The following is a 23,888-nucleotide window of genomic DNA, read 5'->3' on the forward strand; positions in this document are numbered from 1 at the left end:
CAAATCCCATTCACTATCCTTTATTTTTCTTTTTTTATACTATTTTTTATGACAAAATAGAAAATTCGAACCATGGAAATAGACAGATAAAGAAAAACGAAACCAATGAACCAATTTCCAAATTGCGTATAAAGTGTATCCAACTTTGTGACGGGAACAGAAGAGACTAACACACCATCATTGGACTCAAAAGAATCTAATGTTCCTTTTGCCCTTCCATACGCATCATAAATCCCAGAAAGTCCATCTCTTGCAGAACGCACGATTGAGGAACCATTTTCGATTCCTCGGAGAACAGCCATCTCAGTATGAAAGGGATTAATTCCTGACCAATCGGAAGCTGGAATGAACGTGATACCCGCACCTTCTTTTGAATGGATTCCAGTAACCCAAAGGCTATCAAAGTCATAACAAATAGCAGCAGACATTTTCCCATACTGAGTTTCCAATGCTTTAATCTCAGACTTCTGTTTTGACACTGGCTCTCCTGGAACCAAAAATTGTTTAAAATATGTTTGGCGAATCGTTCCGTTAGAAGCAATCCATACCAATTTATTATCAAAGAAAAATTCCTTTTCTTTTAATTGGATGATGTATGCCGCAATGATTTCAATGTCGTATTCTTTAGCCATTGAGGAAATTAAATCTAAAAAATAAGTTTCTTTTTCTTTAGCGATGAGAACCGCACCTTCATTCCAAACAATTACTTTGGCTCCTTCTTTCGCAGCTAATTTTGTTTTTTCAAGTGTAACTTCAGTATTTTGTGAATTGATTTTTGTATCCTTAAAGATGGCAGAAATCGGAAATTTGGTGGTAATGGTGGCTACTTTGATTTGTTCTCCAGGAATGGGTCTACTCAATCGAAATGTGCCGTAAAAATAAAGAACTACCAGTAAAGAGAAAGAAAAGAAAAGATATAAATACGATTCTTTTTTTAAAATTTCCTCACCAAATATTTCACTCAGAACTTTCTCTAAGCAAACATTGATTAAATAAATTATAAAACTGATTCCTGTTGCACCAAACAAAGATGCTGATTGCATTAAAATTAAATTTCCAATTTGGCTATTAGCCAACATTCCCCAAACACCCAAATCTGAAAAGTAACCTCCGATCCATTCAAAACTACAACATAGGAGAGAAAAAAACAAAATCGGTGAAACAATTTTTGAATAACGAATCCTTATAAAATTCCAGATCCAAAGTATAAACGAAAAGAGAAGGCCTGCTTGGATTCCGGAGAAAATGGCAATCCATACATGAAAAGGTTCACTTACAATTCTCAATGTTGAGATGGTATGAAATAAGATCAAACTAGGCAATAAAATCTTAAACGAATGACCCAAACGAACATACCGCAAAAAGGGTATAAAAAGAATCCAAGAAAAAATTGGGACATTCCATTTCATTCCTGTAAAACAAACAAATAATCCGCCTAAACATAATAGGATCCATTGGTTTGATAGGTATCTCATTTTTTTACTCTCTTTTTTTCTTTATGTTTGATACTGCCACCGGCACCTAACCAAATATAATGAAACGTTTCCATCCAAAGTGTTTCTAAATTTTCTCCCAACTGAAACGAAAGGATTGGGATCCCAAAAAAACAACTAGCAATCGACAAAGATAATGATTTCCAATTTGTATCTTTCGGAAGTTCTTTATTTATCTTTGCCAAAGTCATTGCTTTTTCTAAAAGCATTTCGATACCACCGACTTGCAAATTTAGTATTTCTGGATAATCGGGGAAAAGTAATATCTTTTCAGCATCTGTCAAAGTTTGGTGCCGTATCTCTTTTTTCTTCCTAGCTTGAAAGGATATGATTTCAAGTAGTATCCTAGGATTTTTTTTGGATTCTCTTGCAGTGTATTGGAACAGTGATAACAACAAACCATACCCTGATTCTTCAGAGTTTTGTTTTTCATTAAGAACACTCACCATAAGACTCCAAATTTGGATGTAGTGAAGGATCAAATCATCTTTTTCAGGAAAATAATTGTAAAAGGTTGGCTCCGAAATTTCAGCGAATTCACAAAGTTCTATGATTTTGATCTCATCAAAAGAACGAGATTCCAATAATGTGAGCAATCCAAAGGTAAGATTTGTTCGAGTCCTAGCAAATTTCCGCTCTTTTAAAGTGAATTTTTGTAATGGATCAGCCTTTGTATTTTCAAATCGGAGCACGAATCAATCTATAGTCAGCTATATTTTTATAGTCAACTATATTTTCTTTATCAATTGCTGAAAAACGAACTTACTGGAATTTTTTTATTTGTTTTTTGGAAAACGATTGTGAGAAAGTGAAAGTTGTGATAGTCGGAACGTATTGGGAGGCGGGTCTAGTTCCCCACCCTAAGTCGGGCGGGGATTTAATTCCTTACTTCTTTGCATGCGGATGGGCATTCCTGTAGACTTCCTTGAGCCTATCCCTAGAAACACTCAAATACACTTGTGTAGAGGATAAAGACGAATGACCGAGTAACTCTTGTACGGCGCGAATGTCTGCCCCGGCATTCAATAGGTCTGTTGCAAATGTATGCCTAAATTTATGCGGAGTGATGGCTTTTTCCATTCCCATCATCACCCTTCTTTCAGATAAAATGTATCGAATCCCACGAGTAGTGAGTTTTCCACCACGTTGGTTTAAAAAAATTTCATCTGGCCCACTGTTCCCTCTTTCTTCTAAATATTCTTTGAGAGCTTCTTTTGCTTCTGGACCAATAAAAACAAAACGTTCTTTTCTTCTTTTTCCCATCACTTTAAGCGATGTTAACTCTTCATTCAAGTCACTTAACTTTGCATTCACTAACTCAAATACACGAAGTCCCGTGCTATACAAAACCTCTACGATAGCTTTGTCTCTTTTTCCAAGTACTTCCTTTTTTTCAGGATCTTCATAATCGAGTATGTCTTCCGTTTCAATCGGAGTGAAATTTTTAGGTAACTTCTTTTTTGTTTTTGGGAAACTTACCTGGAGGATTGGGTTTGCCCCGATCTTTTCCTCACGGAATAAAAATTTATAAAAGGTGCGTAAGGAAGAAAGTTTACGACTCTGTGTTCGTTTGTCTTGTTTCTTTGTAGATTTAAGATCTGAAAAATATGCTCTAACATCTAAAACATCAACACTTAAGATATCTATTTCTTCTTTGATGCAAAACTCGAAGAAAAACTTTAAATCACGCAAATAGGCAAATAAAGTATGCTCCGAATAGTTCTTCTCAATTTTTAGGTAAGTGCGGTAACTACGAAATAAATCCACCATGGCTTGGGGAAAATGTTCTGGGATTTGGACTTCGAGGACAGGCAGGGTCATACATCAAAACTATCGGCTAAGTTTTCTTTCTCCCCCTTCAAAAAAATACTATACAAGTACTTACATTTTGTTTAGTGTTGAATTCGGAAAAAAAAGACATAATCCAGAAAAATTCCTCTCCCAACCCTAGTTTGTCCCAGGCCTAAGGCATAATGGAGTCACTTCGGAAGAGAAAAAGAGTGGAATTCGGAAGGGATGGGTTCATCCTTGAGAGAGTCAGACGGATTTTTTAAAACCAACTGGCCAAGTCCCCTACCTAGTCTTTCGGAACACCGACTTAGGAGAACGATTGATTCATGAAAAAAGAGAAAGCTGACAAGGCACTAGAAAAAGAAACCGACCAAAGAAAGCAGGCAATTGATGCCGCCCTAGGCCAAATTGAAAAACAATTCGGTAAAGGATCCATCATGCGTCTCGGTGCCGACACACGTATGGCCGAAATGAATGTGGTATCCACTGGCTCTTTGGACCTTGACATTGCTTTAGGGATTGGTGGTTTCCCATCCGGTCGTATCATTGAAATCTATGGACCTGAGTCTTCTGGTAAAACAACACTCACTCTTTCTGCCATTGCAGAAACACAAAAGAAAGGTGGCATTGCTGCTTTTATCGATGCCGAACATGCTCTCGATCCGTCTTATGCCAAAAAACTAGGTGTGAATGTAGACGATCTACTCGTTGCCCAACCAGACAACGGCGAAGAAGCTTTGGAAATCTGCGAATCTCTTGTTCGTTCCAACGCCATTGACCTCATTGTCATCGACTCAGTTGCCGCCCTAGTCCCTAAGGCGGAAATCGAAGGGGATATGGGAGACTCCCACATGGGTCTACAAGCCCGCCTCATGTCACAAGCCCTTCGTAAACTCACGGGAACCATTTCAAAATCCAGTACAACCGTCATTTTCATCAACCAGATCCGTATGAAAATCGGAGTGATGTTTGGAAGTCCAGAAACCACTACTGGTGGGAATGCATTAAAATTCTATGCGTCCATTCGCCTTGATATCCGTAGGATTGAAACTCTGAAAGAAAAAGAGGAACCAGTCGGAAACCGTGTTCGAGTGAAAGTGGTGAAAAACAAATGTGCGCCGCCGTTCCGTCAGGCTGAATTCGATATCATGTATGCCAATGGAATCAATCGCGAAAGTTCACTCATTGACCTAGCGGTCCGTCATGATCTAGTAGCGAAAGCTGGTTCTTGGTATTCCTATAACGGAGAAAAAATTGGCCAAGGAAAAGAACAAGTTAGGAACTTCTTCTTAGAAAACCCTGACATTGCTTTTAAAATCGAAAACCAAGTGCGTGATTTGAATGGACTCCCAGTCCTTGACCAAGCCAAGATCCAAACTCGAGAAGTAAAATCGATTGAGAGAGACCCCAAAGAAACAAAGGAAACAAAATCAAAACAACCTGTTAGTTTCTCAACAGAAGGGGATGGAGACATCGCAGTAGGCGAATAACAAAGAAAGGCTTTCTTTTTAGGAACCATTGACCGGTTCGGGTTTTCCCCGAGCCGGTTTTTTTTTGCCAAAATCTATCGTGGGTCTTTTGAGAAAAAAGATATAAGAAAAAGGATGGAATCAAAACCTATCCACTAAACATACCAAAGTGAGTATAAGTTCGTTCTTAGTTTTTCTAGTATGATCCAAAAAATTTTTATTTTCCTACTCTGTTTCACAATCCAATGCCAAATTTTAGAAAACAAACATACCATCACTCCAGTAGAACAGAATCTTTATGAGGAGTGGGCAGGGTTAACTGATGCAGATCCTATTCACAAAAGGGAAATGGATCTAAGTTGGAATAAATTAATCCAAACGAGAGATACCATTACTACATATTTAAAAACAAAAGAGTACAATCCAAAAGTCAAAACAGTTGTTTATCCGTTTAGTGGAATTGATGTTTTAAATTTGTTTTCATTTTATCCCAATTGTGACCGTTACATTCTTTTTGGTTTAGAAGATCCAGGATATCCAAACAAATATGCAGAATTATCGGAGAAAGAAAAATCCATAGTCAAAGCAGGTATCCGTTCTTTGTCAGACCACTTGGCAGGGAGAAATTACTTTACTTACCGAAAGATGAAAGAGGAAACAAAGAAAAAAGAATTAAATGGCGCCTACCCAGTGTTTGTTGCTTTTTTAAAACGAATGGGTAAGGAAATCGTTGACTCAAATGAGGAAACAATTGTCGGGAAAGGGATAATTTACAAAGGATTTACCATCCAAATGTATGACTCAACATTAAAAAAGAAAGAGTCACTTACGTATTTTAAAATATTCTTAATTGGGAATGAAGGTGTCGAAGGTGACGGTTTGTATGAATATTTCTCTAATTTGGGTGAAATAGGTATCTTCACAAAGTCAGCAGAATATTTATTCCATGGCGAAAAACGAAAAACTTTCAGAGACCTCCTTCTAAAAAATGTCAGTTTCGTTGTCCAAGATGACTCTGGATTTCCTATTCGTCTTTTTCCCGAAGAGCTTTGGAAACGGTTTATTTATGGAAGGTATGAAAAATCTTGGAATTTGTCTGGAGCTGTGATCCCGGAAGCCCAACCAGAATTGAAATCATTAAGTGATCGCACGAATGATTCAATTTTGCCCTTCCCTTTTGGATATGGGTATTTGGGAACAAAGGACAACAGACAATCTGCTGTCCTAGTGTTTGAAAAAAAATAAATCTTCTGAATGAGATTTAGACGACTGTCGTCGGATCCCAACAAGTTCGAAAATTCTCATTCCAGTTTGATATTTCTTTCATATCTTCTGGGGACAAATTAAAATCAAAAACATCAGCGTTCTCTTTGATTCGGCTTGGATTTTTTGATTTTGGTATCACAACATTTCCTGATTGTAATGACCATCGGATGAGAATCTGAGCATTTGTTTTTCCATACCGATTGGCTAATTTTGTCACCCTTTCATCTTCTAATTTTTGTCCATGGGCTAACGGACTATACGCTTCTAATAAAATTCCTTTTTCATTACAATAGGATTTAAGTTCCGTGTCTTGCAAAAATGGATGGTACTCCACCTGATTCATCGCAGGTATAATGTCAGTTTCTTTAAGTAATTCTTCCAAATGAAGTACCATAAAATTACTGACACCTATCGCTCTTGCTTTTCCGTCCTTTTTGATTTGTTCTAATGCTTTCCAAGATTCCTTTCGTTTTCCAGAGACTGGAAAGTGGATCAAATACATATCTACGTAATCAGTTCCTAATTTTTTTTAAGGAAACATCGATTGCTTTTTGTGCTTCGTCATAACCTTGGTCCGCATTCCATAGTTTGGTGACAAGGAATACATCCTTCCTATGAATCCCACTCTCTTTGATGGCAGCCCCTACATCGGCTTCATTGCCATAAATGGCAGCTGTATCAATGTGACGGTATCCTGATTCTAGAGCAAATTTCACTGCCTCGAAACATTCTTTCGGGCGGGATTTCCAGACTCCTAATCCCAATATTGGGATGGGTACTTTTTGGTTGGTAGTAAGGGTAGAGTTGATTGTGAATTCGGCCATAACTGAGAGTTTAGACGAAAATCCCAACCATAGTGGATTCTATGATTGGGATAAAATTCTCCTCGAATTACCTTTTGGTGGCCACTGCATCCTGGATCGGAGCAAAATGTAAATCATCTCCGTTCCAATCTGCGCGGTATCTTCCTTCTCCTATACTTCCCGAAAGAATGGCTTTTGCCAGAGGACGATTCACGATCCGGTTGAACACACTTCCGAGTGGCCTTGCACCAAATTTTGGATCAAATCCCTGCTCTGTCAAAATATGTTCTGTACTTTCGGAAAGTTCGATTACAATCCCTTTTACCTTCAATCGTTCGTTTAACAAACGAAGTTGCTTCTCAATCAGTTTCTCCATAATCGAAGAATCTAAAGAATGATAAGTTAACACTGCATCTAGCCGACCCAATACTTCAGGTTTAAAATCCATCTCTATATTTTTAGAATTCGTAGTGAGGATCACAATGGTATTCTTAAAATTTATGGTCCTACCTTTGTTATCAGTAAGCCTACCATCATCTAATATCTGTAATAAGATATCAGAAAAATCAGGATGGGCTTTTTCCACTTCATCAAACAACACAACTGAATATGGTTTTCTTCTAATTGCTTCGGTCAAAATTCCGCCTTCATCGTAACCTATATAACCTGCAGGTGCACCAATGAGTTTTGCAACAGAATGTTTTTCGGAATACTCACTTAAGTCCAATCGAACCAAATTAGTTTCTTGGTCGAATAAAAACTTAGCAATCGCCTTTGCAGTTTCTGTTTTCCCTACGCCTGTTGGACCCTTCAGTAAAAATGAACCAAGTGGCCTTGTTTCCGATGATATACCTGCATAAGAAGTTAATAATGTATCAGCAATCTCACGAATGGATTCTTTTTGTCCGTAAACTACTGAATTCAAATCATCTTCCAAATGGAGAAGGTTTTCCTGTTTTGTTTTGAGAATTTTCTCAACCGGAATTCCAGTTTGCCTTGCGATCACTGCCGCTATATGATTTCTTTCTAAAATCCAACTATTTTGGAATGTGCTGAGCTCCTTTTCTAATTCAGGTAACACTGCATATTTTAATCGAGAAGCTTCTGTATAATCCGCACGTTGTTGGGCCGCATCCAGGTCAAACTTCACGCGATCAATTTTATTTTTGATCGATGCAATTTGTTTCAAAGAATTTACCTCTTTTTCCCAAACTTCTTTTCCAGCTTGGAATTTTTTTTCTAATGATTCGATTTCCTTTAAAATCTCTTCATTTTTCTTCTCTACCTGGGCATAAATTTTTTTGGCACGGATCTCACTTTCAAGTTCTACCAGTTCTGTTGGCATTGCCTCCGCCGATAGTTTCAAAGCAGATGCAGCCTCATCCACTAAATCAATAGCTTTATCAGGTAAAAATTTATCTGTGATATACTGGTCTGACAAAAGAACGGATGCATATATCGCTTCATCTGAAATCTTGATTCCATGATGGATTTCATGTTTATCACGTATCCCCATTAAAATTTCAATCGCATCTTCCTTACTTGGTTCATTCACAGGCACTGCTCGGAACCTTCTCTCCAATGCCTGGTCACCTAAAATGTATTTCTGGAACTCATCACCTGTTGTTGCACCAATACAATGTAATTCTCCCCTTGCCAATGCAGGTTTTAATAGATTGGCTGCATCCATTGCACCTTCGGTTTTTCCTGCACCAACCAATTGGTGAATTTCATCTATAAATAAAATCGCTTCGCCAGCCTGTCCTTTGATGTAACGCAAAAGTGCTGTTAGTTTTTCCTCAAATTCACCTCGGTACTTAGTACCTGCCATGAGTTGCCCCATATCAAGTGAATAAATGGTTTTTCCTTTTAATACATCAGGCACTCGTCCCTTTACGATTTGTTCCGCAAGTCCTTCTACAATGGCAGTTTTCCCAACACCAGCGCTACCAACTAACACGGGATTGTTTTTTGATCGTCTACCTAAAATTTCCATGACGGAACGAATTTCTTTACTTCGACCAATCACTGGATCCAATTTACCTTCTTTTGCCAAATCGTTTAGATTCACTAAAAAGTTAGGAACTTCCTCGTCCGTTTCTTTTACGTTTAACTCTTCATAGTTGATTTTCAACTCTGGCAAAATCTGAGGTAAAAATTTTAAAAAATCTGCTTCTTTAAGTTCTTCCCTTCCATTTTCAGCAGCTCGTGAAGATGCCATGGTAAACCATTGGGCCAATTTTGGCGATGTTCGCAGGGACTCGAAAGGAATATCACCCGTGACCTTCGCCTGTTTTTTCAAAAATTCATCAACAGCAGATTTATATTTAAGCAATGTTTTTCCCGAAACAGAAGTGGGAAGGGTCATAAACCCCCATACCAAGTGATAAGGAGTGATTTCTGTATTCTGTCTCCTCATTGCTTCTGTTTGCGCTATGTCCAAGGCACCTTGGACGTTCGAGTCATATTGTTTCATAGTGTTTCCTCACTTTTAGCACTCTAGGCATTAGACTGCTAATTCTGTGTTCAACTTACAAGTTTTTTTTGGAAAAGGACTTTCTTTACTCCCTTTCCGAAAGAATCTAGAAAAGGAATTTGGCCCGAACCAATTTGAATTTCCTTTTCCAAAAGGACCAAATGCAGGGGAACGGTCGTCTTGCGATTTTGATTGGGATTGGGGAGAATAGTAGGTTACGTGAAATTTTACAAGAAGGGCATTTTTACATTGTGTTTGTTTTTGCTCTCATTGGCGATTCCTGTTCCTTCTTTGATTGCCTTGCCCATATCGATTGAAGAAACGCAGAACTACCGAGACATCGGAAAATACTTTGAATACACTATCCCCGCGGACAAAGAAGCCGGATTAAACCAAATCTTACGGGAAGATACCCTCTGGCGACCCAATGTAAAAAATGTAATCCTAATCCCTCGAAACAAAAATCCAGTTTGGCTTAAGATCACTCTCATCCACTACGGAAATCTTCCTCACACTTATTTTTTACATTTATCGAATCCCGTTGTGGATGTATTCGAGCTTCACACGGAAATAAATGGGAAATGGAAAACAGTTTGGTCTGGCGAACAGATATTACAAAAGAATAAACCAATTTATTCGCATATCTCAGCTTTTCCGATCACTCTCTCACCAAATGAATCAAAAACGATATATCTAAAAATTAGATCTGACAATCCCATTTTTAGTTTTGTTTCTATATATAACGCAAGGACCTTTATCGCTTATTCCAAAAAACAAGATATCTTTTTTGCCGCATATTTTGGTGCGGGTTTTATGATGTTTTTGTTTAGTTTGTTTTTGGCACATACCCTTCGTTACAGGAAGTTTTTTTATTTTTTCTTTTATTTAGCAACGATCCTATTATTGAATACTTATTCTACTGGATTCATACAATACATTGAGTTTGGGAATTCCAATACCTGGAAAAATTATTTATTTCCAATCACTATCCTTTTAACATCCATATTCGGTTTGTTATTCACATTAGAGTTTTTAGAAATCAAAGGATCATTTCCAAAACTGAATGCCTTTACAAAAATTTATATCTTACTTTTGGTTTTTTCCAACGTGCTTATTTTTATAATGGATCTTCGAAACTTCATCCAAATGGCTATCATACTTGTTTTCATTCCCATATTCATAGCCATCGCCACATCAACATTGACTTTATTCAGAAGCAAAAAAAAACTAGAAGTGGTATTATTTTTATTAGCTTTTGGTTCGATTCTAATTGGAGCAAGTATCAATACATTTACAGTGCAAGGTATAATAAAACCATACCATTTTGCATCGTATTCCCTTCCACTAGGCTCAGCGTTGGAAGTATTTTTTCTTTCTCTCGCACTTGTTCTAAGAGTCTCTGATTATCGAAAATCCATTGAAGATAAACAAGAGTTAGACTTACAATTAAAAATTGCGCAGAAATTACAAAACGGCTTATTACCGAAAAAACGTTCCCACGTATTAAATTATCCGCTAGGCTTTCGATACTCCCCAGCCACTGACATTGGAGGAGATTTTGTTGAAATTCTAGTGAAAGAAAATGAAGTTGGATTGTTTTTGTGCGATGTTTCTGGCCACGGAATCCCAGCTGCGATGATTGCATCTATGACAAAGGTATCATTAGAAATTTGGAATGATATGTTAGATAAACCTGCATTAGCTGCAGAAAAAATCAGAAAATCACTACTTAGCTCATTGTCAGGACATTTTTTAAGTGCCTTTTTTGTGTATTTAAAACCAAATGAGAAAATTTTACGCATTGCAAATGCAGGACATCTACCTCTACTCCATTTAGATCGTGATGGCAAAATAACAACATACACCAGTTATGGTCGCGCAATCAATGAGCACATTCAATCCGATATTGTTGAAAAAACTTTTTCCATGCCTAATGAAGGTACTCTAATTTTATTTACCGATGGCGTGATAGAAGCACGGAACATTCATAGTGGAGAATTGTTTGGAGAAGAAAGATTTTATTCCCTCATTCAATCTCTCGCAAAAGAAGGTCCTCAAATGATTTGCGATACAGTAGTATCAGAATTGGAAAAATTCCAACATTCCAAAAAATCTGACGACGATATCACCATCCTTGCATTATCGATTGATTCAGAATAAAATGATGTGGATTCGAATGAATAAAATTAAACTTATGTTCCGATCCAAGTATGAAGTTTATTCAATAGGTCGTTTGGATTAAATGGTTTAGAAATAAAATCCTTCATACCGACTGCTTTAATTTGTTGCCTAGTTTCAATTTGGGCCGAGGCCGTTAATGCAATGATTGGAATGTCTTTCCAATCATCATTTTTTCTAATGGCAATCGATGCATCATAGCCATCCATTTCAGGCATGTGTAAGTCCATAAGGATCAAATCAACAGTTTGTTGTTTGAGTATTTCCAATACTTCCAATCCATGAGCGGCCTCTAATGTCAAAATCCCCCACCGATTTAAAAATCGAATGACAATACTTCGATTGATGGTGATATCATCGGCAACGAGAACTCGTTTTCCTTTTAAACTTTCATTGTTTTTAATCGATGTAATTGTAATGTGTTCATTGGTTTTTCCCATTTCGCAGGGAAGGGAAAAGCAAAATTTACTCCCGACACCCAAAGTAGATTCCACAGACATAGTCCCATTCATCAGTTCAACCAACGCTTTGGAAATGGCGAGTCCCAATCCCGATCCACCATACTTTCTGGTTGTATCTTGGTTAGCTTGTGTAAATTTTTCAAAAATTGAACTTAGGTTACTTTTATCAATGCCAATCCCAGAATCCGAAATTTCAAAGTGCAAAACCAAGGATTCCGAATTTATTCTATCAACAATCAATTTTAGCTTAATAAATCCTTTGTGAGTAAACTTCAAAGCGTTGGATAATAAATTATTTAAAATTTGCAAAAGCCTTGTGGGATCAGAATGGATGAATTCTGGTATATTAGGATCTATCTCAAGATGGAAATCCAATAATTTTTCATTTGATCGAACCAGAAAAGAAGTCGTAATCGATTTCAAAAAATCTTTCAAATTAAAATCAATAGCTTCAATGATAACTAACCTTTCTTCAATTTTATTGAAATCTAATATATCGTTGATAAGAGATAATAATGATTCACTAGAAAATTTCAAATTCTTCAAATTCTCTAATTGTTCAGGTTTTGGATTTTCTTCTAATAACCATAAAGAGAGTCCTATAACAGCATTTAATGGCGTTCGAAGTTCATGACTCATATTAGATAAAAATTCAGACTTGGCTCTACTTGCATCCTCCGCTTTCTTTTTAGCCTCAATAAGTTCTTTTTCATAAACAACAGATTTGGTTACATCAACTAACACAGATCTGGTTCGGATCATCTCTCCGCCCGGAGAATAAATGGCAGTAGCGGATAAACTCACGAACATCGATTTCCCATTCTTTTTGATTACTTCAAAAATCAAATAATCGATATGACCTTTCTTTTTAAAAACTGGGAAGTTCGACAAAAAAACTTCTTTACTACTTTCTGCTAAAAGATCAATCCATCTTTTATTACCAACTAACTCATCTTCAGTATATCCAAACCACTCACATTCTGTTCGATTCACTTTTAGAAATACGCCATTTGTATCAAGACTATGAAATCCAACTGGCGAATTTTGATATAAATCATCAATTTCAGTGAAACGATCCGAAAGTAATTCTTTTTCCGCAATGGAACGAATACTTTTCTTTAAGACGAATATCATCCAGAAAATAAGTAATGATAATAAAAGAAAAAGACTTCCAGATACAACAATCAATCGATCATTCAATTGCTTATGGGATTGGAATGCTAGATCATCACGAGTTTGTTTTTGTTTTAAAAATCGATCAAAGAAATTCCTAAACTCTGCCATTTTCTGATTCCCTTCAGCGAGAGTCTGTTTATTTGGAATTCTAAAAGGACGAAGTTCAAGATAAGCCTCAAGTTGGGATAATTTTCGATGGCTCAAACGAAGTAGTTCATTTAAATTTTCTCTATCAAGCAATTCGACATTCTGTATTAGATAGGATTCGAGTGATATGAGTTCCGTTTTGGCTGTAAGGTAAGGTGATAAAAAATTTGGATCCTTTGAAAGCAAGTATCCTCTGACTCCTGTTTCCGCATCTTTTAAGTAGGATGCATACTCTTTGAGTTTGACATTCCATTCTTTTTTCTCTTCGAACGCTGTGACTTTGTTACGGTTATGGAAAACTTGATAAAAGAAAAAAAATGATGAGAATATTAAAAATGATAATGTGAGCCAAAGGAACCCAAGGTAATAGGGCAGAACTTTCTTTTGATCCAAAAAATTCATCTGAACTTATTGTCATATTCCAATGTAAAGAACTTGTCAATTGTTTAAAGCATAGCCTTCCATGCGGGAAAATACAAATCAAACTTTGTGCCTTTTCCTGGACTTGATTCCGCAAGTATAGTTCCTCCCATTTTTACAATGATACCATAGATGATTGAAAGACCAAGACCTGTTCCTTTCCCACCCTTGGTTGTAAAAAAAGGATCAAATATTTTATCCAAAATATCTTTTGGTATACCACTTCCATTATCTTCAAAACTCAATTTCCAATATTCAGTATTTTTCATAAACCCTATCTGAAACAAATCAGATTTCTCGTAAGAAATCCTTTCCAATCGGATCGTGATTTTTGGGTTTGTAACTTCTTGGAGAGCGAAAATAGAATTTTCATATAGATTAGAGAGGATTTGAAATATCTGAATTGGGTCTGCTTCAATATAGGCAGGTTCTTCCCCTAAATCTGTGAATAACGAAATTTGATTTTTAGAAGCAAATCTGAATTCATTCATTACTTGCAATAACTGTTCTTTCAGATCTAATTGATTCGATGTCGAATGATCAATTTTCGAATAAGTTAAAATTTGTTGGATCAAATTTTTTGCACGTTCCAAAGATTTAGATATCCCTTCGATTGCTGGCATCGATTTCTGAATGATGTCATTCGATTCATTTTTTGACCATTCTTGATTGAGAAATGAGATGTATGCCATCATTGGTGTTAATAGATTATTAAAATCATGTGCAATTCCACCAGCAAAAGTTCCGAGTGCCTCCAATTTCTGAGCTTGAGCATAGGCTCTTTCTAAAACAATTTTTTCTGTTATGTCTTTTGCTTCTAAAACAATATATAAAATTTTACCATTTGGATCATTCAGAGAATAAAAATCACAATCAAAGTATTTTTCTCTTCCATCGTTGAGTTTATAGGATACAAGAACTTCGAAGGTTTGGTTTTTTAAAGCCAACTTCATTCCATACGTTAATTTTTTAATCGAATCTTCATTAGAATCGGAAAAAATAGAACTAATCAATTCCAATCCTTGCACATCCGCTTCATTCCTTTCGAATGATAAGATTGCATTCCGATTCATCCGAATGATATGACCTTGCAAATCCAATAAAAAAATTGCTTGGGATGAATTGTTAAAAATCCCTTTAAATAACTGCTCATTCAATTGGATTGAATTTTCTAAACTCGAAAGGTCCGTGATATCATGGATGGTACCAAAGATACGAAAACGATTTTCTTCAAATCGCTCGGCCTCTAACCATAAATTTACTTTTTTTCGACCAAACTTTGTATTTAAATGTAAAACCAATTCTTTGGATATGTTTTCATTCATTACCTGTTTCCAAATGGATTGGATTATAGATTTTTCATCATCATCAAGTAGTAACCATACCTTATCCATTAAGGGTACTTCACTAAACTCATATCCCAAAATTCGATACAATTCTAAAGACCATAGAGTATTATTCTCAGGGAATATCACTTCAAAATGACCTAAATGAGAAATCTTCTGAGAGCGAGTTAAAATCTCTTCACCATGAACCAACATCTCCCAGGCTTTTTTTTGGGATTGTTTGAGTCTAGCTGCTTCCAATTCACGATTCACAACAAACGGTAGTTTAATGATTGATGATTTAGGCAAAAACTCGGAAGCACCTAAATTTAAGTATTCAGAGGCTGACTCTTCAGGTATAAATTCTGTAATAAGAATGACAGGTAAATCGGGAAAGTATTCTTTTACTCTACCGATGACATACTTACCATCAAAATCAGGTAAATAGAAGTCTGAGATAATGATATCCCAATTGTTTTCTGAAATTTTTTTATCAAATTCCGCTTTCCATTCAACTCGTTCAGAATTAATTACAAAACCAAAATTCTGCAATACGGAAACAATTGCTTTATAAGAAGCAACTGAATCCTCTACGACAAGAATATTTAATTTTTTTTGTGAATCCATAATTCAGTAATTAATTAAACATACCAAAAATAGGTAACTCCATCTCACCTAAAATTTCTGCTTTGTTTTTGTAAGCAGTCCCTCTCCCTTCAGCCAAAGCAAATTTCCCATTGGAAAAATCATTTGGTGATAGATATGGTGTATTGGTTTCAAGACGAATTAATTTTTTACCTTTCTCTTTAGCTAAAAGAGTTTTTAAATCTTCAGTTTCCGATTCAATGATCTGAACCGAGGCATCTAACGCTCGTTTTAAAATGTTTTTACTAACAGGCCGATTGTTATTGATTTGATGAATGACGATGCGATCAATACTAGGATCCAAAATGAGTTCTTTGATCGGTTCCCCATCTCCGATACCACCATCCAAAAATTCCTGGCCTTGAAACTCTTGCACTTCATACAAAAAAGGAAATGCAATCGAAGCCATAACGGCATCCAACACATTACCTTCTGTTATCAATTCGCGTTTATTCTTTGATAAATTTGAAACGGCAATTCCCAGTTTGATTGGTAATTCTGAAAATTTTTTGTTTCCTAAGTAGGGATATAAAATTTTACGAGTCGCTTGACCAGTGAGAACACCACTTGAACGATTCCATCCTTTTTTTAAGAACCGACCAAGTAATGTTAAGGAATTACCTTCCCAAAAATCCTTTTTTTTAAGCCTTAAAACAACCGACTCAAATTCCAACATTTCCTTTCCTGTGGCATACAGAGCGCCTATCATCGCCCCCGAACTTGAACCAGTTACGATTGCAGGTTTGAATCCAATTTCTTGTAATCCTCTCACAAAACCTGTGTGAGCAAAAAATCCAAAAAAGGCAGATTTTAAACATAACGCGGAGTATTTTTTCGGAAAGATAAGTTCAATCATAAAGATGAATTAGTTTTAACCTTTTTATGTATTTCGTATCAATTTGGCAATGGTAACTTTTGTCATATCGTAGAACAATACTCCTATAAAAGCAACAAGTATCGCTACTGAAAATTGTAGAAAATTAAGAGGGACAAACCTAAATAACGCATTCATACCCGGTAGATAAATTGACGCAAGCAATACACCAACGGTGAAAAAAAATACAATATAAATCATCGAGTTTTTGATTCGCATGCGACTCCACATGGATTCATGTAACGAACGATTCGCCAAAATTAAAAATAAATTTGAGAAAACCAATGATACAAACGTTGCGGTACTCACAACTTGGCCGATTCCTTCTTCATTCAAATAAAATTGTGTGATCCAATAGGTTGCCACGACGGAAAACAAAGAATAAAATCCCTGAATCAAAGAATTGATAAACAATTCTTTATCTAACAAGGGCTCTTCTGACGGCCTTGGTTTTCGATTCATCAAATCAAATTCGGCTGCTTCCTTTTCAAACACAATCGTACAAGTGGGATCAATGACCATTTCCATAAAAACAATATGGATTGCAGAAAGAACAACAATTGGCCAGCCAAATAATATTGGTAAAAAAGTAATACCTACAATTGGAATATGGACTCCAATTAAATATCCAAGAGCTTTTTTTAGATTGTCAAAAATTTGTCTACCAATTCTAACTGAATCTAAAATTGAAGAAAAAGAATCATCTAACAATACTATGTCGGCAGCCTCTCTTGCTACATCAGTTCCCCTTTCTCCCATAGCAACTCCGATGTTGGCAGTTCTAAGAGCAGGTGCATCATTGACCCCATCACCAGTCATGGCAACGATTTCCCCTTCAGATTTTAAAATTCGTACCAATTTCCATTTGTCATCAGGACTGACCCTTGAAAAAACATTACAGGTTTTTACAACAGAACGCAAATTTTCTTCAGGTAAATTTGCCAATTCTTTCCCTGTCAAAACTGTATCCGCATTCTCTAATCCAATTTGTTTTGCAATGTTTTTCGCTGTCTCAGGATAATCACCCGTAATCATGATCACACGGATACCTGAATGGTATGCTGTTTTTACAGCTTCTGGTACAATCTCTCGGATTGGATCTAAAAAGGAAAGTAGGCCATACAACTTGTACCTTACAGAATTTCGATTCTCAGGAATTTCTTTTGAGGGAACCTCAGATTTCGCAACTGCTAAAACTCGATAACCTTCCATTGCAAGTTCATTTGTTTTATTAGTCCAAAGTTCTATTTCAGATTCATTCAAGTTACATAATTTAAAAATAGCTTCAGGAGAACCTTTTGCATAACAAACAAAACCATTAATCTCTTCTAATACACGTACCATGGTCAGTTCATTTGGTGTTAATGGAAATTCTTTAGTTGAAAGGAGAGAAAAATCTCCCGATTGGTGAAATGATTCCATAGTATAAGAAATTGCACTGTCCATAGGATCAAAACTTGGATGTTTTGAAGCAAAGAATGCAATTTGTAAAATATGTTTAGACTCAATAGAAACTTCCTTTAGGCCATCCAAATTTTCAACTTTATCAGCTGTTGTAATTTTCCCAAGTTTCATTTTGTTTTGTGTGATTGTTCCAGTTTTGTCCGAACATAAAACAGTTGCCGCACCAAGAGTTTCAATGATTGAGGAACGTCTCACCAATACATTTTTCGTACTCAAACGATAAGCGCCTAACGCAAAAAAAATTGTCATCACCAATGGTAATTCTTCTGGCATTAGTCCGATTGCCAATGTCAAACCAGACAACAATCCTTGTAACCATTCTGATTTGATAAAACCAAAATAAAGAGCAAGTAGTATACAAAGGCTAGTAGCAACTAAAAATAGATTACGAACCAACCGTGTTACTTCAATCTCCAATAAAGTTTTACCAACCGATTCATCTGCAATTTTAAGACCAATTTTACCAATTTCAGTATGATTTCCTACGGAAGTAACACGACAAACTCCTTCACCTCCAACTACCAAAGCTCCACAATATACAAACTGACCTGAAGTTTTATTCACCGGTATCGATTCACCAGTTAACAATGACTCGTCGCAAGTAAACAAACGATCCGAAAGCAATTCCGCATCTGCAGGAATCCTATCCCCTTCGTTTAAAATCAATAAATCTCCGTAAACAACATCTTTTCCTTCAATTCGAATGATTTGGCCATCCCGAATGACGTTTGTCCTTGGACTCGCCAAAGACCTTAGAGCAGAAATTGCAGTTTCAGTTTTCTTCTCTTGGTAAAATGTAATACAAATAATTCCAATCACAGAGCCTAACAACAACAAGGCTTCATTTCGATCACCTAAAAGTAAGTAGACAATACTAATGGAAATGAGAAGCAAAATCATTGGTTCCATCACGACTCCCAATAACATTCTAAAAAATCCGTTTTTTTTGTTTGTATTGATTTCGTTTGATCCGTAGACTGAACGGTTCTTTTTTACTGTTTCTTGGGTTAAACCCATAGAGATGTATTCAGAAATTTGTTTTGGAATTGCTTGCATATTTATTGGATTTTCGAATTGAAAAATTTTGTTTCTAGATTAACATTCTAGAATGTGCGACACATCCCTTGCCACTGAAAAATTCACAAAAACGCAAAAAAGAATTTTTGCAAAAAATTCTGATCGGGAACCCAATGAAGCCCAATCGATCCTTCACCTCCCACGTAAGGAATACCCACCAAATACAAAACTTAAAACTACTTTTATAGAAATCCCACAAACTTCCGTTACATTTGAAGTTTTTTTATCAAAACCATTCCATATGTGGGGAGCCGAAATGGGGGTGAATGAATTTGGAGTTTGTATAGGAAACGAGGCTGTATTTACAAATCTAAATATCAAAAAAAAGAATGATGGTTTAACTGGAATGGATTTATTGCGGTTGGCCTTAGAACGATGTAAAACTGCAAAAGATGCCTTATCATTAATAACCGAACTTCTGGAACAATACGGGCAGGACGCCTGTGGTGGATACAAAAACCAATCCTTTTACTACCATAATAGTTTTATCATAGCTGATCGGACAGATGGTTATGTTTTAGAAACAGCAGACAAATATTGGGTTTCTAAAAAAATCGATACATTCTATGCCATCTCCAATGGATTAACAATTGAATCCGATTTTGATGGTATCTCATCCGCATTATCAGAAAAAATAAAATCAATGAATCATTTTTCATTTAAAAAACAATTTAGCGATTCATTTTACACTTACATGAGCCATTGTTCAGACAGAAGGTCACTGCATAAGAAAACAGCAGAATCTTTACAGAATATTCATTCTGAATATCATACAAAACTAGCGATGGAAACCTTAAAAACTCATGAAATCCAAATTGATGATTTCGAACCTTGCAATGGTTCGATGAAATCTCTTTGTTTGCATGCAACAGGCCCAACAACACCAAATCAAACCAACGGTAGTTTGATAGTCGAGTGGGATACTTCAGAAACAAACCAGGATCCTTTACGAGTTTATTATACAGGAACGTCCACACCCTGTCTTAGTTTATTCAAACCTTTCTTTTTTGGGACAAAAAACTTTATAAGTGCATCAAGTTTAGATTCAAGTGGAACGTATGCAGACACCTTATGGTGGTTACATGAATCAGTTGCAAGGAAAAGTAATTTTGATTATCAAGGTGTAAGATCGTTATTGGTTCCTAGTTTGATTGGATTACAAGATTCCATCATGAATATCACCAAAGAATCAATTCCATCAGCTAAAAAAGAAGAAATTCAGTGGAGGTTTTTAAAAGACCATGTCAATGTTCTTAAAAAAATCGATGATGAATTGTTACATTCCAATATTGGTAAAAGTCGTTGGCAAAACCCTATATTTCAATTGTATTGGAATGGACAAAATAAAAACTTAGGTTTCCGTTTCTCCAATTAATAAAATCAAAATATCATTCACATTCGTTCCCGTTGGACCTGTATCCAATGTGGAACCAATATCTTTTAAAATTGGATAGGAATTTGAGTTGGATAGTTCTTTTAATGGGTCCCATCCTTTTTGTATCATCATAAAATACGAATCCTGATCCACTACCCCACCTGCAGAATCAGTTGGCCCATCAGTTCCGTCAGTTCCTCCCGATAAAAATACCCAACAACGATTTGTTTTGTATTTTTCTAATAATATGGAAACTCGAAGAGCAGTTTCCATATTACGGCCACCTTTCCCATTTCCATTAACAGGGCAGACCAATTCTCCACCTAACAATATCATTTGTTTTCCTGGATATTCGATAGCGTTTAAAAATTCTTTTTCGATTAAAACTGAGGTATTTTCACTTGATTCCGCCCAAGTGAATGAAAGACATTTTGTCGAATAACCGTTTGATTTTGCTTCATACAAAATTTTTTCAATGGAATTGGTCAAATTCCCTAAAAGGAAATAATTAGGACTAGGATAGGTTGGACCAGAAGCAATCAAATTGGGATCATCACCTAATACATCTGAGATGGCAAACGTAAAAACTTCCAAATTTTCATTTAAGAGATTTAAGAGTTTTCCTGCTTTGACTTGAGAATACTTCTTTCGTTCCGAATTGAGTTCTTGGATGGAAATTCCTTTTTTTAATAAGGAAAACTGGATTTCCCTTAATTCTTGAAGTGTGACACCGTCCATTGGAATTTCAAATAAACTGGAACCACCACCCGATAACAAAACAACCAATCGATCAGATTCACCTAATGTTTTTAACTCTTTTACAATTTCGATTGCATGTTGGATGGAGTTTGCATCAGGAACCGGATGTGCTGACTCTCTAAAATGCCAAATGGTACTTGATTCCTTTGCTTTTTCCTTTTCTGGTATATGGCCATATTTTGTTAGGATCCAACCTTCCTTGACTTTTATATCAGAATGAAAAGCCATTGCCATCGAATACGCAGCTTTGCCTAATGCAAACACGTAAAGATTTTTGTTTGGATCCTTTAACTTCTGTAAGAGCTCAGGATTTTTATTCCAAAATTCAGGGAAAAAGTGAAATGGGTTTGCTGCACTGATCCCTAGTTGGAATAAGTTTTGGATCTCAGACCTCAGCGAACTCAATTCTATGATTCCTTTTTTATCGCTTCTAAATGATCATAGGAAATTCGTCCTTTCCTTTCAGTGCCAAAACGTAATACGTCTGTAGGACAAAGTGAAACGCAAGCGGAACAACGTACACATTGTACGCTATCCATTGGAATTCCTCGACTCGCATAACCCATAACATCAATACCTTGGTGGCAGTTTTTAGTACAAATATTACATGAAATACATTTTTTTTTGTCTGAAAAAATTCGAAATGAGCTAAATCTTGCATAAATATGCATCAGCGAGGCTAGAGGACAAAACATCCTACACCAAATTCTTCCTGAATATAAAAAATAAAAACCAACACCGATAACACCTGCCAATCCAATATCAACAACTAAATCATATATCCACTTTGTCGAATCTGCGAATATTTCTCCTAAAGACAAAATAGGAATGATTGATTTACCAAAAACCCCAACTAACTTCAATAATGTCAAAATAAAAGCAAAAAATAGAATGTATTGACCAAAATGTTCTATGCGGTAAGCCGTTTGACTATGAGGCATTTTCTGTCGGTATTCGTCTCCCAATGTTTCTGCAAGACCTCCACAAGAACAAATCCAACCACAATATGCCCCTTTTCCATATCGATATACCAAAAAGGGAATCAATCCAAAACTAAAAAGCAAACCATAACCTAACCAAAATGTTGTGATCCCTCCATCATACAGAACACCCATATTCAATGGCCAAGCCAAAATCAAACCATAGGCTTTCCAATATGCATCACCTGGAAAGATCTCTCTTCTGATATAACTATCCTCTGATCCCAATAAACCAAACTCACCTAACTTGGGCAAAATGATTTCAGGAAGTAAAAATAAGAAGAATACTTGAATTCCAATTAGAGTTAACGTTTGGTATAAAATATATTCTGTTTTGCGAACCAAAATCCTTCTGATTCCAAATATCAGAATGGTGGTTGAATACAGAAATGTATAATGAAAAGCAGGGGTTTTACCCAAAAATTGAAATTGAAAATAGGTTGATGATAAATAAACAAACAAAAAGTAACTCAGTACGAATATAAAATAAAAACTTTTAACTATTTTCCAGAAACTCCATTTGATTCTTCCTGCTTTCCAATAGAGGACTCCATATGCAATCAAACAAATCGCCGATACTGCAGATGCAAATGTTGCTAGAGACGAAAACCAACCAGGTCCATACATGGCCGACTTACCAAAATAAGCTGTTGTGGCAAAAGAAAATAAAGCACCAAATCCTAGCCAATCAATGAATTTCTTTTGGTTCTGTAATTTGATACCTACTCGTTCCAAAAAGCCGACAGGAGGCAAAGTTCCGATGAGAACATATACCATTTCTGCTTTTGACTTCACAGCTTTTTCGTTTGATTTGATAAATACCGCAGAAGGAACTATTTCTGTTACTTGTGACTTATACAGTATTTTGATTTTCGTATCTCTTTCCAAACGTTTGATTTGATTAACGTTTTCGATTTTTGCTCGTTGAAAATCTGTTCCCCTATGGACCAATGTGATCTCTTTGGCATAATCAGAACATTGAATGGCAGCTTCCAGTGCAGTATCCCCACCACCGACTATGACAACCGATTGTCCAAGAGTGTCTTTTGGATCAATCAAACGGTAAAAAACATGAGAACTACTTTCCCCGGGGATTCCTAGTTTTTTAGGATCTCCCGACTTTCCAATAGCAATGACAATCGAATTGGTCTCAAATTTTTCTCCAGACTCTGTTTCCAAAAGATAACCAATGGAATCCCTTATAATCTGGATTACACGTTTGTTGGTTTTTATATTGATTGGATTCTCTTTCAGATATTCATTTAAATCTTCTAACAACAACTCTTTCGTTGTATCTTGTATGGTTAATTTTGATTTGGTGGGATAAAATTTTGGTTCTGCAAAAATTGGTTTTCCATTCGGGTAACTTTGAATGGTTTGAAACGGTACATTGGATTCTAAAACAAGATATTTTTTACCTAAACGTTTTCCTTCCAAAGCACATGAAATACCGGCCGGGCCTCCACCAATAATCACGACATCAAATCGTTCATTATTGCGACTAGGGATCGAATTCCAAACATTGACACCACTTTCACATGCCAATTTTAAAAGCGGAACACCCGTTAAATCACCGATTACAAAAACATTAGGTAAATTAGTTTCGAAAGTTTCCGAAATCTCAGGATAAACTTCAACAGAACCTGTTGGTGCCGATTTTCTCAACCAATCAAAATAAAACTTAGGCCACATATTCAAAGATTGGACTC

General features: G+C 36.1%; 14 protein-coding genes and 1 pseudogene. 4 read left to right on the forward strand and 11 right to left on the reverse strand.

The features are described 5' to 3' along the window. Positions 1-20: 20 nt before the first annotated feature. The 3 genes from LEP1GSC202_RS17640 to xerA all read right to left on the reverse strand — a co-directional run bounded on the left by LEP1GSC202_RS17640 (position 21) and on the right by xerA (position 3,314). Positions 21-1,475, reverse strand: coding sequence for a nitrilase-related carbon-nitrogen hydrolase (locus tag LEP1GSC202_RS17640; RefSeq protein ID WP_015679090.1), 1,455 nt, complete (start codon positions 1,473-1,475; stop codon positions 21-23). Next, positions 1,472-2,185 (reverse strand): TetR/AcrR family transcriptional regulator, encoded by a 714-nt coding sequence (locus LEP1GSC202_RS17645; protein ID WP_015679101.1) that lies wholly within the window; start codon positions 2,183-2,185, stop codon positions 1,472-1,474. The genes LEP1GSC202_RS17640 and LEP1GSC202_RS17645 overlap by 4 nt, the downstream gene beginning before the upstream one ends. Before the next feature lie 193 nt (positions 2,186-2,378). Further along, positions 2,379-3,314: a site-specific tyrosine recombinase/integron integrase gene (gene xerA / locus LEP1GSC202_RS17650; RefSeq protein WP_015679146.1), complete on the reverse strand. Its 936-nt coding sequence runs from the start codon at positions 3,312-3,314 to the stop codon at positions 2,379-2,381. A 296-nt stretch (positions 3,315-3,610) separates the two neighbouring features. Here xerA and recA point away from each other — a divergent pair, with 296 nt between their 5' ends. Further along, complete coding sequence (gene recA / locus LEP1GSC202_RS17655) at positions 3,611-4,774, forward strand: recombinase RecA (RefSeq protein ID WP_015679137.1); 1,164 nt, start codon at positions 3,611-3,613, stop codon at positions 4,772-4,774. Between the two features lie 180 nt (positions 4,775-4,954). Next, positions 4,955-5,998 carry a hypothetical protein gene (locus LEP1GSC202_RS17660; protein WP_015679175.1) on the forward strand — a complete coding sequence of 348 codons (1,044 nt, stop codon included), beginning with the start codon at positions 4,955-4,957 and terminating at the stop codon, positions 5,996-5,998. A gap of 16 nt (positions 5,999-6,014) precedes the next feature. Here the strand turns inward: LEP1GSC202_RS17660 and LEP1GSC202_RS17665 are convergent. After that, positions 6,015-6,843, reverse strand: a pseudogene (locus LEP1GSC202_RS17665) (aldo/keto reductase). A gap of 67 nt (positions 6,844-6,910) precedes the next feature. Beyond that, the gene (locus LEP1GSC202_RS17670) at positions 6,911-9,298 is read right to left on the reverse strand and encodes an ATP-dependent Clp protease ATP-binding subunit (RefSeq protein ID WP_015679116.1); all 2,388 of its coding nucleotides are present in this window, start codon (positions 9,296-9,298) and stop codon (positions 6,911-6,913) included. A gap of 219 nt (positions 9,299-9,517) precedes the next feature. On the opposite strand from LEP1GSC202_RS17670, the gene LEP1GSC202_RS17675 reads away from it, so the two are divergent. Next, complete coding sequence (locus LEP1GSC202_RS17675; protein ID WP_244147770.1) at positions 9,518-11,458, forward strand: SpoIIE family protein phosphatase; 1,941 nt, start codon at positions 9,518-9,520, stop codon at positions 11,456-11,458. Between the two features lie 32 nt (positions 11,459-11,490). On the opposite strand, the gene LEP1GSC202_RS17680 is transcribed toward LEP1GSC202_RS17675, so the two are convergent. Genes LEP1GSC202_RS17680 through LEP1GSC202_RS17695 form a run of 4 tightly spaced genes read right to left on the reverse strand, consistent with a single transcriptional unit; the run spans position 11,491 to position 19,044 of the window. Further along, the gene (locus LEP1GSC202_RS17680) at positions 11,491-13,662 is read right to left on the reverse strand and encodes a hybrid sensor histidine kinase/response regulator (RefSeq protein ID WP_015679114.1); all 2,172 of its coding nucleotides are present in this window, start codon (positions 13,660-13,662) and stop codon (positions 11,491-11,493) included. A gap of 44 nt (positions 13,663-13,706) precedes the next feature. Further along, positions 13,707-15,632 carry a hybrid sensor histidine kinase/response regulator gene (locus tag LEP1GSC202_RS17685; protein WP_015679131.1) on the reverse strand — a complete coding sequence of 642 codons (1,926 nt, stop codon included), beginning with the start codon at positions 15,630-15,632 and terminating at the stop codon, positions 13,707-13,709. A 10-nt stretch (positions 15,633-15,642) separates the two neighbouring features. Next, a complete protein-coding gene (locus LEP1GSC202_RS17690; RefSeq protein WP_015679115.1) occupies positions 15,643-16,506 on the reverse strand; it encodes a patatin-like phospholipase family protein in 864 nt (287 codons plus the stop codon). Between the two features lie 24 nt (positions 16,507-16,530). Further along, positions 16,531-19,044 (reverse strand): cation-translocating P-type ATPase, encoded by a 2,514-nt coding sequence (locus LEP1GSC202_RS17695; RefSeq protein ID WP_015679140.1) that lies wholly within the window; start codon positions 19,042-19,044, stop codon positions 16,531-16,533. Positions 19,045-19,096: 52 nt separating this feature from the next. Here LEP1GSC202_RS17695 and LEP1GSC202_RS17700 point away from each other — a divergent pair, with 52 nt between their 5' ends. Next, positions 19,097-20,440: a carcinine hydrolase/isopenicillin-N N-acyltransferase family protein gene (locus LEP1GSC202_RS17700; protein ID WP_015679098.1), complete on the forward strand. Its 1,344-nt coding sequence runs from the start codon at positions 19,097-19,099 to the stop codon at positions 20,438-20,440. Here the strand turns inward: LEP1GSC202_RS17700 and LEP1GSC202_RS17705 are convergent. Beyond that, positions 20,417-21,604, reverse strand: a complete 1,188-nt coding sequence (locus LEP1GSC202_RS17705) for a glycerate kinase type-2 family protein (RefSeq protein ID WP_015679129.1) — start codon at positions 21,602-21,604, stop codon at positions 20,417-20,419. The two genes, LEP1GSC202_RS17700 and LEP1GSC202_RS17705, sit on opposite strands and share 24 nt — an antisense overlap. Before the next feature lie 2 nt (positions 21,605-21,606). Next, positions 21,607-23,871, reverse strand: coding sequence for an NAD(P)-binding domain-containing protein (locus tag LEP1GSC202_RS17710; protein ID WP_015679100.1), 2,265 nt, complete (start codon positions 23,869-23,871; stop codon positions 21,607-21,609). Positions 23,872-23,888: the final 17 nt, after the last annotated feature.

The organism is Leptospira yanagawae serovar Saopaulo str. Sao Paulo = ATCC 700523 (genome assembly GCF_000332475.2).
Classification (GTDB): domain Bacteria; phylum Spirochaetota; class Leptospiria; order Leptospirales; family Leptospiraceae; genus Leptospira_A; species Leptospira_A yanagawae.

Coding starts and splice junctions, on each gene's coding strand:
- LEP1GSC202_RS17700 (WP_015679098.1), top strand. CDS start 19,097: ATGTGCGACACATCCCTTGCCACTGAAAAATTCACAAAAACGCAAAAA.
- LEP1GSC202_RS17685 (WP_015679131.1), bottom strand. CDS start 15,632: ATGGATTCACAAAAAAAATTAAATATTCTTGTCGTAGAGGATTCAGTT.
- LEP1GSC202_RS17680 (WP_015679114.1), bottom strand. CDS start 13,662: ATGAATTTTTTGGATCAAAAGAAAGTTCTGCCCTATTACCTTGGGTTC.
- LEP1GSC202_RS17660 (WP_015679175.1), top strand. CDS start 4,955: ATGATCCAAAAAATTTTTATTTTCCTACTCTGTTTCACAATCCAATGC.
- xerA (WP_015679146.1), bottom strand. CDS start 3,314: ATGACCCTGCCTGTCCTCGAAGTCCAAATCCCAGAACATTTTCCCCAA.
- LEP1GSC202_RS17695 (WP_015679140.1), bottom strand. CDS start 19,044: ATGCAAGCAATTCCAAAACAAATTTCTGAATACATCTCTATGGGTTTA.
- LEP1GSC202_RS17690 (WP_015679115.1), bottom strand. CDS start 16,506: ATGATTGAACTTATCTTTCCGAAAAAATACTCCGCGTTATGTTTAAAA.
- LEP1GSC202_RS17640 (WP_015679090.1), bottom strand. CDS start 1,475: ATGAGATACCTATCAAACCAATGGATCCTATTATGTTTAGGCGGATTA.
- LEP1GSC202_RS17710 (WP_015679100.1), bottom strand. CDS start 23,871: ATGTGGCCTAAGTTTTATTTTGATTGGTTGAGAAAATCGGCACCAACA.
- recA (WP_015679137.1), top strand. CDS start 3,611: ATGAAAAAAGAGAAAGCTGACAAGGCACTAGAAAAAGAAACCGACCAA.
- LEP1GSC202_RS17670 (WP_015679116.1), bottom strand. CDS start 9,298: ATGAAACAATATGACTCGAACGTCCAAGGTGCCTTGGACATAGCGCAA.